A 17316-nucleotide genomic window follows, 5' to 3' on the forward strand; every position below is an offset into this window, starting at 1 on the left:
CGTCAAATTTATTAAATTTAGCTAGCTGGTCAAACCATTAGCTGCATCATCAATATTACTAATTTCATCTTTCATAGTTTGAGTCTTACTGGAGTTATTAATAGTTGCTTGATTATTTTCAGACTCGACATCCGACAAAGTTTTGACAGTTTCTGATTGCTGTTGATTTGTACTACCATCATCACTTATATTTTGAGCTGGAGTATCCATAGAGGTAGCTTCAGGAACAGCCCCACAAAATAATGGTACTATTACTAGGCCCAATATAAATAAGTGTATATATCTTTTTTTCATCCCATAAACCTCAGGGTAATGAATTAACTATTATAAAAATTACCACAAAACTCTTTTTTTTACTATATTTCAGCACTAGTTTGACATGATAAACAAGTTTGTAATTCTATTGTGTTATAATTTAAAACAAAATAAAAACTAATGAATTTCTAATGCTATCAGATGCATCTAAAGAAGATAAGAAACTAGCAAGGAATTGGCTTAAAGATATCGCATCTCCTGCTAAAAAATGGATTAAATTAACTGTATTAATCGCTTTTCTTAGTGGCCTACTACTAATAGGTCAGCTGTATTTACTTGCTCATATTTCTTATGAAGCATATCTACAAAATTCAACCTTAGGTCAACTAAGTACTTATTTTGTTTTGATTATTGTAATTGTACTAGTTAGAGCTGGTCTAAGCTGGATCCGAGAAATAATAAGCTACAAAGCCGCAACAATGGTCAAAAAGCAAATTCGTGAAGATATCCTAGCTCATGTCAATAACCTTGGTCCTATTGAGCTTAATAAAACTTCTAATGCCAACATAATAACTAGTGCTATGGAGCAAGTTGAAGGGTTAACAGGTTTCTTGACTAAATTTTTACCTCAAATAACATTATCTGGACTATTACCACTGGCTATTCTAGTATTCATATTTCCACAAAGTATAGTCTGTGGGATTCTACTACTAATATGTGCTCCTCTTATACCACTATTTATGATCTTGGTAGGTTTAGGTGCAGAATCTGAGAGCCAAAAACATTTTAAAACACTTGCAAGAATGAGTATGACTTTCTTAGATACTCTAAAAGGACTTACAACTCTAAAACTTTTTAATAAAAGTAAATCTCACAGCGAGACTATTTACGAAGCATCTGATAACTATAGAATCCGTACAATGAAAGTTCTTAAAATTGCCTTTTTATCTTCGGCTGTACTAGAGCTTTTTGCCGCTGCTTCTATCGCTCTTGTTGCGATATATCTTGGTATGGGCTTTATCAATGCCGGCGCAGGTAATGATATTTGGTGGTCGCTAGAAAATATAACTTTACAGGGTGGATTATTTATTCTACTTTTAGCTCCTGAATTTTTTATGCCTCTTAGAGAGCTTAGCACTCATTATCATGCCAAAGCGGAAGCAGTTGGTGCTGCTCTAGAAATTTCTAAAATATTTGAGATGCAACCGTCTCATCAAGAAAGAAATGAAATATTTAGCGATAAAGTAAATTCTATAAACATTAAAGATTTGATAGTTAAGTATGATGATAAAATAGCTCTTGATAATGTTTCTTTAGAGATTAATCACAAACAAAAAATAGCTATAGTTGGAGCTAGTGGTGCAGGTAAAACTACACTGATAAATACACTACTAGGTTTTATAAAATATCAAGGCAATATCTTAGTTAATAACAATGTTGAGCTCAAAAATCTTGAAGAAAAATCTTGGCTTAGAAATATCTCGTGGCTAGGACAAAACTCATCATTATTTAAAGGTTCTATCAAAGATAATCTGCTACTGGCAAATGCTAGAGCTACAGATAAGCAAATAAATCAAGCTTTACAAAACACTGATTTAAATGACTTTATAAACTCTCTCTCAAATGGTTTAAATACGGAGGTTGGTGAGCAGAATATAGGAGTATCTGGAGGTCAAGCACAAAGATTAGCTTTAGCACGAGCATATCTAAAACCTCATGATATTCTAATTCTCGATGAGCCTACAGCGAGCTTAGATAAAAATAGTGAAGAAAAAATTATCAACTCACTTAAATCAAACTGGAATGATAAAACTGTGATTATGCTAACTCACAAACTAAGCTTCCTAGAGTGTGTTAACAAAATTGTAGTCTTAGCAGATGGAAAAATAGTTGAAACAGGAACATTTGAAGAGCTAGTTAGCGATCAAAATAGTGAATTCTATAACTTCTATAGAAATGAGGTAACAGCATGAGAAATCTAATACCATTTATAAAGCTGTTTAAAAATCAAACTCAATGGATGCTCTTAGGTACCCTACTTGCATGGTCAGCAATACTTATGGGCATAGGATTAATGTCACTATCTGGTTGGTTTATCTCATATACTGGTTATTTAGCTACTACTACCTATGCTATTGCAACTTCATTTAACTATTTTTACCCTTCTGCTGGTGTACGCTCTTTCTCACTTGGTAGAATACTAAGTAGATACGGTGAAAGAATACTAACACACGAAGCAACTTTTAGAATAATCACAGATATTCGTGTATGGTTCTATCAAAAGCTTGAACCACTTGCGCCTTCTCATTTGTACAAATATAAAAGTGGCGACTTACTTACACGTCTAGTCAATGATATTGGTGCATTAGATAATCTATATATTCGTATAATTTCCCCAACCGTTGTATTTGTCTTAGCAAGTATAACTATAGCTATATTATTTAGTTTTTTTAGCTTAAGCCTTGCACTACTTACATTTATAGCATTGCTGTTAATAGGCTTTGTGATACCATTGGTTAGTAGTCTATTAGCCATGAAAAAAACTCAAGATCTTAATCACACTAGTGCAGAATTAAAAACAAATATCACAGAACATGTTAACTCTCTAGCAGAGCTTAAAATCTTTGACTTAGAAGGCAAGCATTTTGAAAATATTAAAAAGCAAAATTCTGAACTACTAAACCAAGAAGAAAAAATCAGCTTCATAAGTGGTTTTGGTAGTGCTTTAATGACTTTGGCATTAGGCTTAACTGTAGTTATGGTAACAGTCTTTGCAGTCAAACTAACTCAAAATGGCTATATAAGTGGTGCATTTATTGCTTTGATATTCTTGGCGATAATGGCGATGTTTGAATCAATTATGCCATTACCACTAGCATATCAGTATTTAGGTAAGACAATTTCTGCTTCAAAAAGGATATTAAATATTACAGATGCTAAAGCAGATGTTGAGTATCCAACAAACTCTGACATTAGTTTAGATAACTATAGTATCAGCTTCAATAATGTTGATTTTGGATATAATGCAGAGCAATCAGTACTTAAAGATTTTTGTTTAAAAATCAAACAAAATGAAAAAATAGCACTATTCGCACCAACAGGAAAAGGCAAATCTACCATTATCAACCTACTTGCTAGATTCTGGGATGTTAGTAGTGGCGAAGTCACTATCGGCGATAGAAATATCAAAGAATTTAACGAAGACCAACTTAGAAACCTAATGACTGTGATTAATCAATCTCCACATATCTTTAACACAACTATTAGAGAGAATCTAAAGATTGCTAAGGATAATGCTACTGAAGAAGAGTTATTAGAGGCTTTAGAAAAAGTTGAATTAAAAAAACACGTTGAATCACTACCAAAAGGTCTTGATACTTGGACTGGTGAGCTTGGTAGACAATTATCAGGTGGTCAGCAAAAACGTCTAGCTTTAGCACGTGCATTCTTACAAAATAAGCCTATACTTATCCTAGATGAGCCTACTGAAGGACTTGATAAAGAAACTGAAAGGCTAGTTTTTGAAAACTTAGTTAAGCTTATGCAAAATAAAACTGTTATATTTATTACTCATAATGCTAAGCTTTTGGAAAGTTTTGATAGAGTTGTTAGACTGTAAGTTACCCTCTCAACTCTCTATTTAATTTATCAATATCTAATTTCTTCTGCCATTTGGATATTATAATTGTCCCAATAGTATTACCAATCATATTTGTAATAGCACGCCCTTCTGACATAAATCTATCTATACCCAAAATAATCACAATACCTGCAACTGGTACTACGCCCAAGGCGCTCAAAGTACTCGCTAATATAATAAATCCACTGCCTGTAACACCAGCAGCTCCTTTTGAACTAATCACCATAATTAACAGCATAAAAACCTGCTGACTCAAAGTAAGCTCTATACCTAATGCTTGTGCTATAAATATCGCAGCTAGTGATAAATATATCGCTGTACCATCTAAATTAAAAGAATATCCAGTTGGTATCACCAGACCCACAACCGATTTATCACAACCTAAGTTCTCAAGTTTCTCCATCAAATTTGGTAGAACTGTTTCTGATGATGAAGTACCTAATACGATAAGTATTTCTGTCTTGATATATCCAAGTAGTTTAAATATATTTATGCCACAATATAGCTTTAGTATTAACCCTAAAAATACTAAGATAAATATCAAACATGTAATATAAAAGCATAATAACAACCCCAACAATCCAAGCAGTGTACCTGCTCCATACATACCTATTGTATAACCAATCGCAGCACAAGCAGCTATCGGCGAATAATGCATTATCACATGAATTATCTTAAAAAACACTTTGGATAAGCTCTGAATACCATCTAGTATTGGCTTGCCTGATTCTCCATACATTACTAAGCCAACAGCAAATAATATTGATACAAATAGTACCTGCAAAATATCACCATCTGTAAAAGCTCCTACAAATGTATGAGGGATAATATTCATAAAGAAACCTTGAATACTCTCTACATGCTCAACATTACCCATATAAGCTTTTGCAGCACTAGCATCTAGAGTAGATGGATCAATATTAAGACCTAATCCAGGCTTTAATAAATTTGCTGTAAACATCCCAATGATTAGAGCAACTATAGTCATTGAGAAAAAATACAATAATGCCACTCCACCTATCTTACCCACTGCTTTTAAATCTTTCATTGCAGCAATACCAGATACCAAAGTGAGGAAAATAATTGGAGCTATCATCAGCTTGATTAATTTAACAAAAACATCTGCAAAAGGCTTCAAAGCTACTGCAAATTCAGGAGTCATAATTCCAAGTAAAACTCCTATAAATATACCAAGTAAAACCTGTGCATATAAATGACGAAATATTTTCATATTGATCTCAAAATTAAGAAGTCATAATTTCAATATATCTTATAAAGATATCCTAAGTAAATTGTTTTTACTAAAGTTTGCAAGTTATCATTTAAGAAATCATAATACTTCTAAGAGATAAAAATATAGGATTAGATATAATGACCAATGAACAAAAAGGCGTTTTACAGGGATTATTAATTGGAATAGTTCTATCTATTTTGATAGTTGCTATAGGATCAATATGTGATGTTTTTAATTTGGAAAAAATAGATAATAAAATTACTATAGCTTTTAATAGTTTAATAATTCCCGGGGTATTTCTTGTAATTGCCGTAGCAAGATTAGCAAAATATCGCTTCTTTCGTGATACTGATATAAATGGTAGCGGGTTAACACAAGGATCACAGCAAGCTAAAATCCTACAATCTTTAATACAAAATACTTTAGAACAATTATGTATAGCTTTTGTAGCATACTCCGCCTGGTCTGTAACCATGCCAGCTCAAAGTATGTCAACTATCATTTTCGCAGCTATCACTTTTGCTCTAGGAAGAGTATTATTCTTTGTCAATTATAGAAAAGGTGCTGGTGCCAGAGCTTTAGGATTCACTTTAACATTCTACCCTTCTGCGGTAATGATAATTACTGTCTTAGGCTTTAAACTTTATAATCTCTTACACTAAGAGATAGTATATTAGAAAATCATTACTCTGCTAAAGCAACCGCTTCTATTTCAACCTTCACATCTCTTGGTAACCTAGCTACCTCTACACATGAACGAGCTGGGAAATTACCATTAAAGAAAGAGCCATAAACTTCATCAATAAGCTTAAACTCTGTCATATCTTTGATAAAGATAGTTGCCTTGATTACTTTATCTAGACCTGAGCCTGCTGCTTCCAATACTGCTTTTAGATTTTGCATGACTTGAGTAGTTTGTTCTTTAACACACTCTCCAGACATAGTGCCATCTGCTTTTAGTGGTATTTGACCAGAAGTATATACAAAGTTTCCTACTTTTATAGCTTGCTCGTACGAACCTATAGCTTGTGGTGCATTAGTAGTATTTATTTTAGTCTTTTCCATTAGACATCCCTCGCGACTTTATAAGTTGGATCTATTTCTTCAAAAACACAGTATGGACCTGCACTTTTGAGTATTTTACGACAATCTTCACTTAGATGTTTAAGCGTAACTTTTTTACCTAGATCTAAGTATTTCTTAGTAATATCATCTATTGCTTCGGCTCCTGATATATCCATAACTCTAGAGTTAGCAAAGTCTAATATAACACTTTCTGGATCATAATTTACATCAAATAAGCTCTTAAACGAAGATGTTGAACCAAAAAATAGTGGTCCAAAAAACTCATATACTTTTGTATTGTCATCTTCTCTGTGAGTACGGCTATGTACTTGTGAACTTTTCCAAGCAAAAACTAAAGCTGAAATAATCACACCAGAGATAACAGCAATCGCTAAATCTGAAAATACAGTAATAACAGTAACTGCTACTAAAACCACCTTATCTGAATTTGGCATATAACGGATACGATTAACACTCTCCCACTCAAAAGTATTGATACACACCATAAACATAATACCAGCTAAAACCGCAACAGGAATATAAGATATATACCCAGATAGAGCAACTACAAAAGATATCAATAGCAATGCTGCTGTTAATGATGATAAACGCCCACGTCCACCATTTGTGAAGTTAATTATCGACTGACCTATCATAGTACAACCAGCCATACCACCAAAGAAACCACAAACAATATTACCCGTACCTTGAGCGATACATTCTTGATTACCATTACCACGCTTATTATCCATTTCATCAAGCACCGATAATGTCAGCAGTGATTCAATCAAGCCAACAAGTGCAACAATCACAGCATAAGGTAATACTATAAGAAATGACTGCATAGTCAAATGAATATTAGGCAATGCAAAACTTGGAAATGCTCCAGAGATATCTGCCAAATCTCCGACATTTTTTGTCTGTAATTTGAAGAATACTACTACAGCTGTTATAACAATAATTGCTACTAGACCTGAAGGCACTTTGTCAGTAAATTTAGGTAAGAAGTAAACAATCAGCATAGTTACACCAACTAGAACATACATTGCAATTCCTTCATCTCTAAATAATGGTATTTGCGCTAGCGCGATAACTATCGCTAAACCATTAACAAAACCATACATCGCTGGTTGTGGTACTAGTCTAATCAACTTACCTAAGCGAAGTATCCCAATTATAACTTGTATAACACCAGCCATAATCGCACATAACAATATGTACTGTAAGATATAACTACTCAATTCTCCTGAAGCTGTTAAGCTATGAAGCATCTCAGGAGAAAGTGATGCTTTAACTTGAATACCTAAGCTTACTAACACAACTGCTACCGCTCCAGTTGCTCCAGAGACCATTCCAGGCTTACCACCTATAAGAGCTGTTATCAAACCTAATATAAAAGCAGTATATAAGCCAACTGTAGGAGATACTCCAGCAATAAATGAAAAGCCTATAGCTTCAGGGATAAGAGCAACTGCAACTACAAAACCAGATAATACATCTGACTTAATGTTCCTGCCAACAAAATTCTCTTTATAATTTAACAAACTTATTTCCTAATTTTTTAGATTCTAATTTTTAAGCCTTAAAGATACCATAAAAGAAATTTGTATTTAAGTAGAATTAAAGTTCATCTAAATAATCTAAATAGTATTTTTGTATTTTTTAATACATATTATCGAAACCACTATCATAAAAATCAATAGTGGGTAAATACTATTGAGGATATCAAAGAATCCTCCTCCTTTGAGAAGAATTTCTCGGACAATATTTAGATAATGAGTTAATGGTAAAATATTACCTATGACTTGTGCCCACTCTGGCATACCATCAAATGGAAACATAAACCCTGACAGCAATATCGATGGTAAGAAAAAGAAAAATGTCATTTGCATTGCTTGTAATTGTGTGTCAGCAATAGTTGAAAATGTAATACCCACCAAGAGATTTGCAATAATGAAAGGAAAAGTTGCGATAAGTAATAGTAAAATACTACCAACTATAGTTATTCCAAATATTACTTTGGCAAATATTATAATAAGCAATAACTGAATATAGCCAACCACAATATATGGAGTAATCTTACCGAAAATAATCTCAAGAGATGTGACTGGCGTTGCAAGCAGAGATTCCATAGTTCCATACTCTTTCTCGCGTGTGATTGTCAAAGATGTAACCATAACCATAGTCATAGTCAAAATCACTCCTGCCAATGCTGGTACGATATTATTTTGTGTTTTACTCTCTGGATTATATTTATTATGGATTACAAAATTAAAAGGCTGTGGCTGAGGTATTTGTTTATTAGAAAAGTATTGACTGTATATCTCTTTGACCTTATCAACAGCTTGTAAAGCACCTGAGTTTGAAGTTGCATTTGCTCCATCTGCTATTATTAGAATATTCGGAGATTCACCACGATAAACTTGCTTAGAGAAGTTAGGCGGTATATCTATAATAAACTGTACCTTACCTTTACGCATTAGTGTTGTCGCATCATCTCTTGAGATGTCTTGATATTTGATATCAAAATAACCAGTATTATTAATTTTCTCGATTAGATAGTTTGTTTGTAGTGTCTTATCAGCATTAACTATTGCTGTACTTAGATGCTTTGGATTCATATTTATAGCAAAGCCAAATAGTATTAGCTGAATAAGTGGTATACCAATTACTAGTCCAATTGTGACTTTATCTCTAAGCATATGAATAACTTCTTTGAGAAAAATCGCATAGTATCTATTAATATCAAAATACTTCATGCAAAGTTATCCTTTTGGCTACTCATCAAATATATAAAAGCATCCTCAAGTGATGTTTCTATTGATTGCCATTCAAATTGATTATACTTTGTTTGAATGTGTGTAATATCAATATTATTTTTAACACTAAGATGTACACTACTGCCAAACATTGACACTTGCTCAATTTCAGTATTATCTTGAAGCTCTAACACAAGGCTATAGACATTTTTGCCTGAAATATTGTATGTTTTGATACCACAGCTATCAATAATATCTTTTTGAGTACCACTAGATAACAGCTTTCCATAAGCGATATATGACAACTTATTGCATCTTTCTGCTTCATCCATATAGTGAGTTGATACCAATGTTGTGATGCCTTTACTTGATAGTGTAGATATATAATCCCAAAACTCTCTTCGCGCCTTAGGGTCTACTCCGGCTGTAGGTTCATCTAATAGCAATAATTTAGGATCATGAATCGTAGCCACACCCAAAGCTAATCTTTGTTTCCAACCACCTGATAACTCATAAGCCTTTTGATTTGCTCTAGCTTTACCTATCTGTAAACTATCTATAGTCTTCTCAACAGCTTCTTTAATATTTTTTAAACTATGAAGTCGCGCAAAAATCTTGAGATTCTCTCTAACTGTAAGATCGGGATAGAGTGTAAATTTCTGAGTCATGTAACCAACTTGCTGTTTAATAATACTCGCGTGAGTACCTATATCATAACCAAGACAAGTACCCTCACCTTTTGTAATTGGAAGTAGACCACATACCATTCTTATAGAGGTTGTCTTACCTGAACCATTAGGTCCCAAAAAACCATAAATATCCCCTTGCTTAACTTGCAGAGAGATATTATCAACTACCGTTTTATCACCATAGACTTTGGTAAGGTTTTTGACATCTATTATTAGTTGATCCTCTTTGTCACTTATCATCCTAGCTCTACCTTTACAGGCTCTCCGATATGAATCTCAGAGCTATTTGCGGAGTAATCAACCTTAGCATGCACTTCAAAAGAAATCTCTGAATCAGAATTTATGCCATACAATAATGGCGGTGTATATTCAGCCTTTTGTGAGATATAACTAACTTTAGCTTCTAAACTCTTATTATTAGGTGTAATAAATTTAATAGTTTGGCCAATATGTAGGTTAGCTAAATTATCCTTTGATAAATAAAATACAATATATACATCTTTAGGATTAATAATAGTCATTACTGGACTATACGCCCGTACTTCTTCACCTTTGTGATAAAAAATCTGATAAACATAACCATTTTCTAGTGATTTAACATCTGCTGAACTGATTTTTTGTTGTAAATATTTAGAGTTGCTATTTATAAATTTTGACATAAAGTCAACCGCATTTCGCAAATCCTCTCGAGCAGGTAAATTATTAATAATTTGCATTACCTCTAATACTTCAACTTGATTATTTGCTTGGATATATTTACTTTGCGCCTGTTCAAATTCTTTTTGAGAAGTACTATCATCTTTTAATAACATTTGTTGGCGCTGATACTCTTTAGATGCAACGGCTAAATTTGCTTTAGCATTAGATATATCGATGGCTGTCTTTTCTATATATGGTTGTCTTTTACCTTTAGACATATTTTCTGAGACTGCCTGAGATATACTGTACAAAAATTTATTTGAATCTAATAAGGTCTGATTTTTTGATGAATCAATTAGAAATAATGATTGCCCCTCTCTAATATACTCTCCTTGACTTACATCTAATCTAAGAAGCCTACCACTTTCCTGTGAAGATATATATTTAACATCTGTATCAACGTAACCAGGAATTACTTTAATACTCGATCTACTAATATAATAAATAAATCCTAAGACAAAAATAACAAATATAATCGATACAATTATAATTTTTTTTCTAATCGACATCACTAATCAAAGATAAAAATCACTACGGTGATTATAAAGTAAACAACTATCATAAAAAACCATTTTTCTGATATAAAAATATTGCTATTTAATAATAAAAAAGTAATTATATTTGTGTTTTAAACCAAAACCACTTAAATCAAAATGTTTAAAAAAATCGCCGTTGCTACTTTTGCAGTATGTAGTGTTAGTATTGCTACTGCTGATGTTATAAATATTTATGCTCATAGAGGTCTTAGACCTATTGCTCCAGAAAACACTTTGCCCGCATATACAGAGGCTATGCGTGTTGGTGTCGATGTTATTGATATGGATATAAATATGACTAAAGACAAAGTTTTAGTTGTAACACACGATTTAACACTAAACCCAGATCTTACAAAAGATGAAAATGGTAATTGGATAACAGAAAAGACTCCAATAAAAGATCTCACTTTAGATCAAGTCAAAAAATACACAGTTGGATATATAAAGCCTAATTCTGCTACAGCTAAGATGTATCCAGACCATATTGGCATGGACAATGTTCATATGCCAACCTTAGAAGAAGTTATCAACTATGTCAAATCTAATGTTGGCAGTAGAGTTCGTCTGCAAATCGAGATAAAAACCAACCCTTATGATCCAAATGCAAGCTGGTCAGCAGAAGAAATGGCTGAAGCTTTAAATAAGGTTTTAGTTAAAACAGATATGACTGATAATGTTGAGGTACAATCTTTTGAATGGCAAGCTCTAGTAGATTTACAGAAATTAAATCCAAAAGTCAAAACAGCATACTTGACAGATCATACAACAGAGCCAATGAATGCTGAACAAGCAAAACAACTTACCGATTATCAAAAATGGACCGCTCCACTTGATCCTAAAGACTATAATTACAATTATCCATTGATGGTCAAAAAATTAGGTGGTACATTCTGGGAACCTTATGAAAAAGATCTAACTAAAAAAGATGTTGAAGAGGCTCATAAACTAGGTGTCAAAGTTGTGACTTGGGGCTGGACAGAAGATGAAGGTAGCGATTTTAATTATAAAGTTATTAACAACTTAATCGACTGGAAAGTTGACGGTATCATCACTGATAGACCAGATATACTAAGAGGTGTAGAAGCAGCCAAAGGTTTAGATTTACCACCTGCCTATCCCAATATTCCTTTTCCAAAAAAATTCTGATCATTATTTAAAACATTAAAATTAAACAGTTAATTTATATTGCCGAATACCAAAATTTAAACTAAACTAGCAAGCTATTATTGTTTAATATTTACTAATTAACGATGAATTTCCTTAAACCAGCAAAAGCTCTGCCTTTATTAGCTAAAGAGCAAATTCAAAAAGCATACCCTCATTGGCGTCTAAGAATGTTCTTGGTTGCATATATAGGTTACTTTACGTACTATTTTGGTCGTAGTAGTTTCGATGTATCAAAACAATATATTACAACCTTAACTCCAGATGAGCTTGGACTAATTGGAGCGGGTTTAGGTATAGCTTACGGTATAAGTAAATTTTTGATGGGAAATATCTCAGATAGAAGTAATGCAAAGATATTTTTGGCTATTGGATTATTTATCACAGGGCTTATAAACCTAATATTACCTAGCTTATTATCATTAGGCGTACTTGTGTTATTCATTGCCATGCTTATCAATGGTTGGGTGCAAGGTATGGGATGGCCAGCATGTGCGCGTATCATGACACACTGGTTTTGTGCTAATGAGCGTGGTACAAAAATGGGAATCTGGAATACTGCTCATAATGTTGGTGCTGGATTTTTAGCTATTGCAGTTGTACCTATTGGGCTACTAATATTTCATGATAACTGGCACGGCCTTTTTTATGTTGCTGGTGCAATGTGTATATTTGTATCTATTTTAGTTCTAATTTTTGGTGCAGATACTCCTCAATCAGTGGGTTTACCAGCTATAGAAGTATACAAAGGCTATACAACTTCAGAAGCTCATCATGAACAAGAGTTTTCAGCTAAAGAAATCTTCTTTAAATATGTCCTAAATAATAAATGGGTTTGGCTAATTGCATTTGCAAATGCTTTTGTTTATTGTGCTAGATATGGTCTTTTAAGCTGGTCAACATATTACCTTGTTCATGTTAAACACATGTCAACAACAACGGGACTTTTGGGATTTGCATTATTTGAGTTACCTGCGATTCCAGGAACTATAATAATTGGCTGGATAACAGATAAATATTTTGGTAGTCGTAGAGCTCCTATGGGTGTGATATGTATGCTTTTATTTATGGGTGCTTTGTTTGTATACTGGTACAGCGACACTGCTTGGATATTACTACTTTCACTATCTGCTATGGGTGTACTTATCTACGGACCTGTCGCTCTGATCGGAATATTAGCCTTGGACTTAGTCCCTAAAAAAGCTGGTGGTACTGCAGCCGGATTCACAGGATTATTTGGCTATTTCTTAGGTACAGTTGGAGCTCAAGCAGTGATTGGTATTATCGCAACTATGCTAAGTTGGGATGCTGTATTTATATTCTTATTAGGCTCTTGTGTAATTGCTACTGCATTATTAGCTATCTGCTGGAATCTTAGTTATAATCAAGCTTCTGAAAGTTAAATGCAAAGACTTTAATGTCTACAAAAATATTTAAATCATTATTATTTTTCATACTAACAATTCACTTAGCATTCTCATTTAACTCTGTAGAGTTAAATGAAAAACTAAATAACTCAATAAAATATCATAATCTTGAATCAACACTAATTGGGATCAAAATTATTGACTCTCAGAATAAAGCCATTATTTTTTCAAAAGACTCTAACAAAAACTTCATGCCCGCTAGTAACACTAAATTATTAACGGGCATCTCAGGATTACTATTTCTTGGTAAACACTTTAAATACTCAACTGCTATATATTATGATTATATTAATAATCATAGCGTTAATAATCTCTATATTGAGTTTTCAGGTGACCCTAGTTTTACTACCAGGGACTTGTATAAACTTTTAATGAGCTTACAAAAAAAACATATCCGCAACATAAAGAATATCTACTTTGTAAACCGCTACTTTAAGGGGCGTGATACACCTATCAATCAAAGCAATACTAGTTCTATATTTGGTTACGGAGCTCCAAGCTCAATATATAACCTGAATGAAAATGCAATAACCCTTCAGCTTACACCAAGCTCTAACTCCTTCAAAATAAAGCAAACTGATGGTGAAAAAATTAATTTTATGAATAAGTTAGTTGTAGCTAAACCAGAGCAACTAAAGACTTGCCAATTTAGCTCTAATTATGTGGATCATAAACTTGTTCTTAGTGGTTGCCTACCATTAAACAACTATACCTTTAGCTTTGCCATAGAAAATCCTCAACGACATATGCAACAAGCTGTCTTAGCTCAACTTGCACAGCTTAAAATTTCATCATCCAAACAAATAAAAGTCACAAATAAACTTCCAAAAAATCTAATATTTTTAGCAGATCATAAATCAGCTAATCTAACAAAGTTGCTAAAACATATGCTTTTAGTATCCGATAATCTTTATGCTCAGACAATCACAAGAACTATAGGCTATAAGTATAATCAAGTCGGAAGTATCGTATCCGGCAAAAATGCTATTGGTGAAATACTAAAAAGTAAGCTTAAAATTGACACTAGCCAAATTCAAATTGAAGATGGTGCTGGAATGTCAGATAATGATTTATTATCAGCTGATTTTATTAGTAATCTATTACAACAGATATCTCAGCATAAGAGTTTTGAGCTTTTTAGGAGTCTACTACCAATATATGGAGAAACCGGTACACTTAAAAATCGCTCAAGCGTCATATTAAAAGGCAAAGTTTATGCAAAAACCGGCACCGGAACAACTTCAGTTTCTCTATCTGGATATCTTTACACTAATGATAAGCAATATATATTCTCAATATTGATTAATAACCTCAAAGATTCACAAAAACAAGCTGCTATCGCTGTAGAAAGAGACTTGCTTGAGGGCATCTGCTAGAATTGCGATAAAATAATTTATTGAGCTTTAATAATGACTAAAAATATTTTAATAACGGGCGCTAATGGTGGGATTGGATCTGCCATAGCTTTAGCTGCAGCAAAAGCTGGTTATAATGTTGGTTTACATTATAATAAAAATCATGAGAATATTGATAAGCTAAAAACTCAGCTATCTAGCTATAATATCAATATATCAACATATTGTGCTGATATAGCAAATGAAGAAGATATCAAAAAAATGTTTGATGAGTTTATATCTGACCATAGCTCCATGTATGCGCTTATAAATAACGCTAGTACGATTTTTCATACTTCTCGTCTAGAGGATATGAGTATTTATCGTCTACAAAAAGTATTCCAAGTAAATGCTATTGGGAATATTCTATGTGCAAAACATGCTATAAAAAATATGTCGCAAAAATATGGTTATAGCGGTGGTAAGATTATTAATATATCATCTGGTGCATCTCTCTCAGGCTCGCCTAATGAGTATATAGATTACGCTTGTACCAAAGGTGCAATTGATACTCTTACAAAAGGTTTATCAAAAGAACTAGCTGATGAAGGAATCCTTGTAAACTGTATAAGACCTGGTTCTACATATACAGATATCCATAAACTATCTGGTGATGCTGCTAGAGTTGATAAAATCAAACACAAAATCCCGCTTAAAAGAGGTGGTTATCCTGAAGAGATTGCTAGTGGAGTTATTTGGTTATTATCAGATGGTGCAAACTACTGCACCGGTACTATTATTGATATTACTGGTGGACTGTAGAATATAAGATTATCAATTGCAGAACCCATTACAATATAAATTATATTAATCATAATTTATCTTAAACACATATTAAATTAATAAAATATTTACTTAATATATGCTATGATTTAAAGCACTTCTTTTATCTCATTTAAATAAGAATATGATAAAAAAATATATTAATGCTTACTCATTAGTTGAATTATTAGTAGTACTCGTAATCACAACAATACTTGCTATAGCTACTATTAGTTATTTTAAAATGGATAAATACTATCAAAACAATCAGATTAATGAAATTTATACTCTAATGAAAAAAGCAAGGATATCTGGACTACAAAATAATAAAGATGCAGTTATTTGCTCCTCAAATAATGGCATAACTTGCGATACAAATAATTTATGGACGGGCAAATTTATCATTTCTTTTATCAGTAACGATGGAACAAGTGAGTATAATTCTAAAGATGACTATTTACTTGGACATGTTGAGACACCTAACCCAAATTTTTATTATCAATGGAGTCGCTTTCCAACTACATCATTTATAAAAATAAAAGGAAAAGGCCATAGTTTAGATGGAACTCTAACATTATGTCAAAAAAATGATGCCTATAAGAGAATATTAATTAATTCTACAGGAAATATTACCATCGAAGATCCTCTAAATAATGATGCTTGTAATATTTAATATATTTTTGTAATCCCAAATGGTGATGGAGCATTAGTTATATTTATATCATCTAAATCAGATACTATACTAGTTTTATACATATTAGGGTCATACTCAACCCTTACATTCGAATCTGTTGTTAATGCATGACTATATACAGCTTCTCGCTTAGAAATACTATATACGTATGCAACTACAGAAAAATCAAATTTTTTCTCAATAATTACTAGAGTATTTTCATCCAAAGGTATTATTTTACTTATGTTCTCATAACTATCTACTGATAGTATCTCAGAAAGTGAATTATTATCTACATTTATTTCATAAATTTTTAAAGTATCATTATTAGAATTTTCATGAGATGCATATATAAGAAAGATACCCTTATTATTTTTTATAATAATAGGAATAGAGTTAATTTCTGAAGTTGCTACTATAGAAGTATTAAGATTTTGTAAATCAGCATCTAATATATCAATGGATGAAAACTTATCACCTGAAGTACCAGACTCCATTGGAATTACTATCACTTTATCTATAAACTGATTATTATTAATTGATATTGGAATAGTCACAATATTGTTTAAAGTAATGCCCGTATCTATTGAAATAGATGACCCCATATTACTATATTGATCATTTTGTAAAGATGTTAACTGTAAGTTTATGGTTGAAGAAGATTCCTTTTTTGTTATTAGATTATACATTCCACTATCAGTAGGAACAAAATTAATCTTTACAAATGCAAGCACCATATTAGGAATTATTATCAATAATATGTTTATAATAAAAACTCTATATATTATTCTCATTTTTTGATTAACCCCCTAAATATGCTTTTTATATTTTAATTACTTATCTGCTAATTTAATTTTATCACAACATTACCATTAATTATAAATTAATCATTTTTATAAACAAATATGTATTATAATTAAATTTATAACACAATAAAATTTAAAATTTATAGATTTAACAAAGTGTAATATTAATGATAAATTTGCAAAATTTCAAATTTCAAATATAATATGTGATAT

At 32.2% G+C, this 17316-nt stretch carries 16 protein-coding genes; 8 read left to right on the forward strand and 8 right to left on the reverse strand.

What is annotated here, in order from left to right:
- Positions 1-21: 21 nt before the first annotated feature.
- A complete protein-coding gene (locus F7308_RS08405; protein ID WP_013923439.1) occupies positions 22-294 on the reverse strand; it encodes a hypothetical protein in 273 nt (90 codons plus the stop codon).
- Positions 295-446: 152 nt separating this feature from the next.
- On the opposite strand from F7308_RS08405, the gene cydD reads away from it, so the two are divergent.
- Together cydD and cydC are read left to right on the forward strand one after the other, a co-directional pair.
- Positions 447-2228, forward strand: coding sequence for a heme ABC transporter permease/ATP-binding protein CydD (gene cydD, locus F7308_RS08410; RefSeq protein ID WP_013923440.1), 1782 nt, complete (start codon positions 447-449; stop codon positions 2226-2228).
- Positions 2225-3874 (forward strand): heme ABC transporter ATP-binding protein/permease CydC, encoded by a 1650-nt coding sequence (gene cydC, locus F7308_RS08415; RefSeq protein ID WP_013923441.1) that lies wholly within the window; start codon positions 2225-2227, stop codon positions 3872-3874. Before cydD ends, cydC begins: the two co-directional genes overlap by 4 nt.
- Before the next feature lies 1 nt (position 3875).
- On the opposite strand, the gene dctA is transcribed toward cydC, so the two are convergent.
- The gene (gene dctA / locus F7308_RS08420; RefSeq protein WP_013923442.1) at positions 3876-5126 is read right to left on the reverse strand and encodes a C4-dicarboxylate transporter DctA; all 1251 of its coding nucleotides are present in this window, start codon (positions 5124-5126) and stop codon (positions 3876-3878) included.
- Positions 5127-5266: 140 nt separating this feature from the next.
- Between dctA and F7308_RS08425 the strand changes: the two genes are divergently transcribed.
- Positions 5267-5791 (forward strand): MAPEG family protein, encoded by a 525-nt coding sequence (locus tag F7308_RS08425; RefSeq protein ID WP_013923443.1) that lies wholly within the window; start codon positions 5267-5269, stop codon positions 5789-5791.
- 22 nt (positions 5792-5813) lie between these two features.
- Here F7308_RS08425 and F7308_RS08430 read toward each other — a convergent pair whose 3' ends face one another.
- From F7308_RS08430 to F7308_RS08450, 5 genes are all read right to left on the reverse strand, one after another.
- Complete coding sequence (locus F7308_RS08430) at positions 5814-6194, reverse strand: RidA family protein (RefSeq protein ID WP_013923444.1); 381 nt, start codon at positions 6192-6194, stop codon at positions 5814-5816.
- Positions 6194-7738: a SulP family inorganic anion transporter gene (locus F7308_RS08435; RefSeq protein ID WP_013923445.1), complete on the reverse strand. Its 1545-nt coding sequence runs from the start codon at positions 7736-7738 to the stop codon at positions 6194-6196. The genes F7308_RS08430 and F7308_RS08435 overlap by 1 nt, the downstream gene beginning before the upstream one ends.
- A gap of 96 nt (positions 7739-7834) precedes the next feature.
- Positions 7835-8953 (reverse strand): ABC transporter permease, encoded by a 1119-nt coding sequence (locus F7308_RS08440; RefSeq protein ID WP_013923446.1) that lies wholly within the window; start codon positions 8951-8953, stop codon positions 7835-7837.
- Positions 8950-9882 (reverse strand): ABC transporter ATP-binding protein, encoded by a 933-nt coding sequence (locus F7308_RS08445; RefSeq protein WP_013923447.1) that lies wholly within the window; start codon positions 9880-9882, stop codon positions 8950-8952. The genes F7308_RS08440 and F7308_RS08445 overlap by 4 nt, the downstream gene beginning before the upstream one ends.
- Complete coding sequence (locus tag F7308_RS08450; protein WP_013923448.1) at positions 9879-10850, reverse strand: HlyD family secretion protein; 972 nt, start codon at positions 10848-10850, stop codon at positions 9879-9881. The genes F7308_RS08445 and F7308_RS08450 overlap by 4 nt, the downstream gene beginning before the upstream one ends.
- Positions 10851-10988: 138 nt before the next feature.
- On the opposite strand from F7308_RS08450, the gene F7308_RS08455 reads away from it, so the two are divergent.
- The 5 genes from F7308_RS08455 (at position 10989) to F7308_RS08475 (ending at position 16297) form a co-directional block, all read left to right on the forward strand.
- Positions 10989-12023, forward strand: coding sequence for a glycerophosphodiester phosphodiesterase (locus tag F7308_RS08455; protein WP_408610314.1), 1035 nt, complete (start codon positions 10989-10991; stop codon positions 12021-12023).
- Between the two features lie 104 nt (positions 12024-12127).
- Entirely contained in the window at positions 12128-13444 is a 1317-nt protein-coding gene (locus F7308_RS08460) for an MFS transporter (RefSeq protein ID WP_013923450.1), read from the forward strand.
- 14 nt (positions 13445-13458) lie between these two features.
- Positions 13459-14844 (forward strand): D-alanyl-D-alanine carboxypeptidase/D-alanyl-D-alanine endopeptidase, encoded by a 1386-nt coding sequence (dacB, locus tag F7308_RS08465; protein WP_013923451.1) that lies wholly within the window; start codon positions 13459-13461, stop codon positions 14842-14844.
- A 33-nt stretch (positions 14845-14877) separates the two neighbouring features.
- On the forward strand, positions 14878-15624 hold the full coding sequence (locus tag F7308_RS08470; RefSeq protein ID WP_013923452.1) for an SDR family oxidoreductase: 747 nt from the start codon (positions 14878-14880) through the stop codon (positions 15622-15624).
- 145 nt (positions 15625-15769) lie between these two features.
- The gene (locus F7308_RS08475; protein ID WP_013923453.1) at positions 15770-16297 is read left to right on the forward strand and encodes a GspH/FimT family protein; all 528 of its coding nucleotides are present in this window, start codon (positions 15770-15772) and stop codon (positions 16295-16297) included.
- Here F7308_RS08475 and F7308_RS08480 read toward each other — a convergent pair.
- Positions 16294-17091, reverse strand: a complete 798-nt coding sequence (locus F7308_RS08480) for a hypothetical protein (RefSeq protein WP_013923454.1) — start codon at positions 17089-17091, stop codon at positions 16294-16296. The two genes, F7308_RS08475 and F7308_RS08480, sit on opposite strands and share 4 nt — an antisense overlap.
- Positions 17092-17316 lie beyond the last annotated feature (225 nt).

It is taken from the genome of Francisella salina (assembly GCF_000219045.1).
Classification (GTDB): domain Bacteria; phylum Pseudomonadota; class Gammaproteobacteria; order Francisellales; family Francisellaceae; genus Francisella; species Francisella salimarina.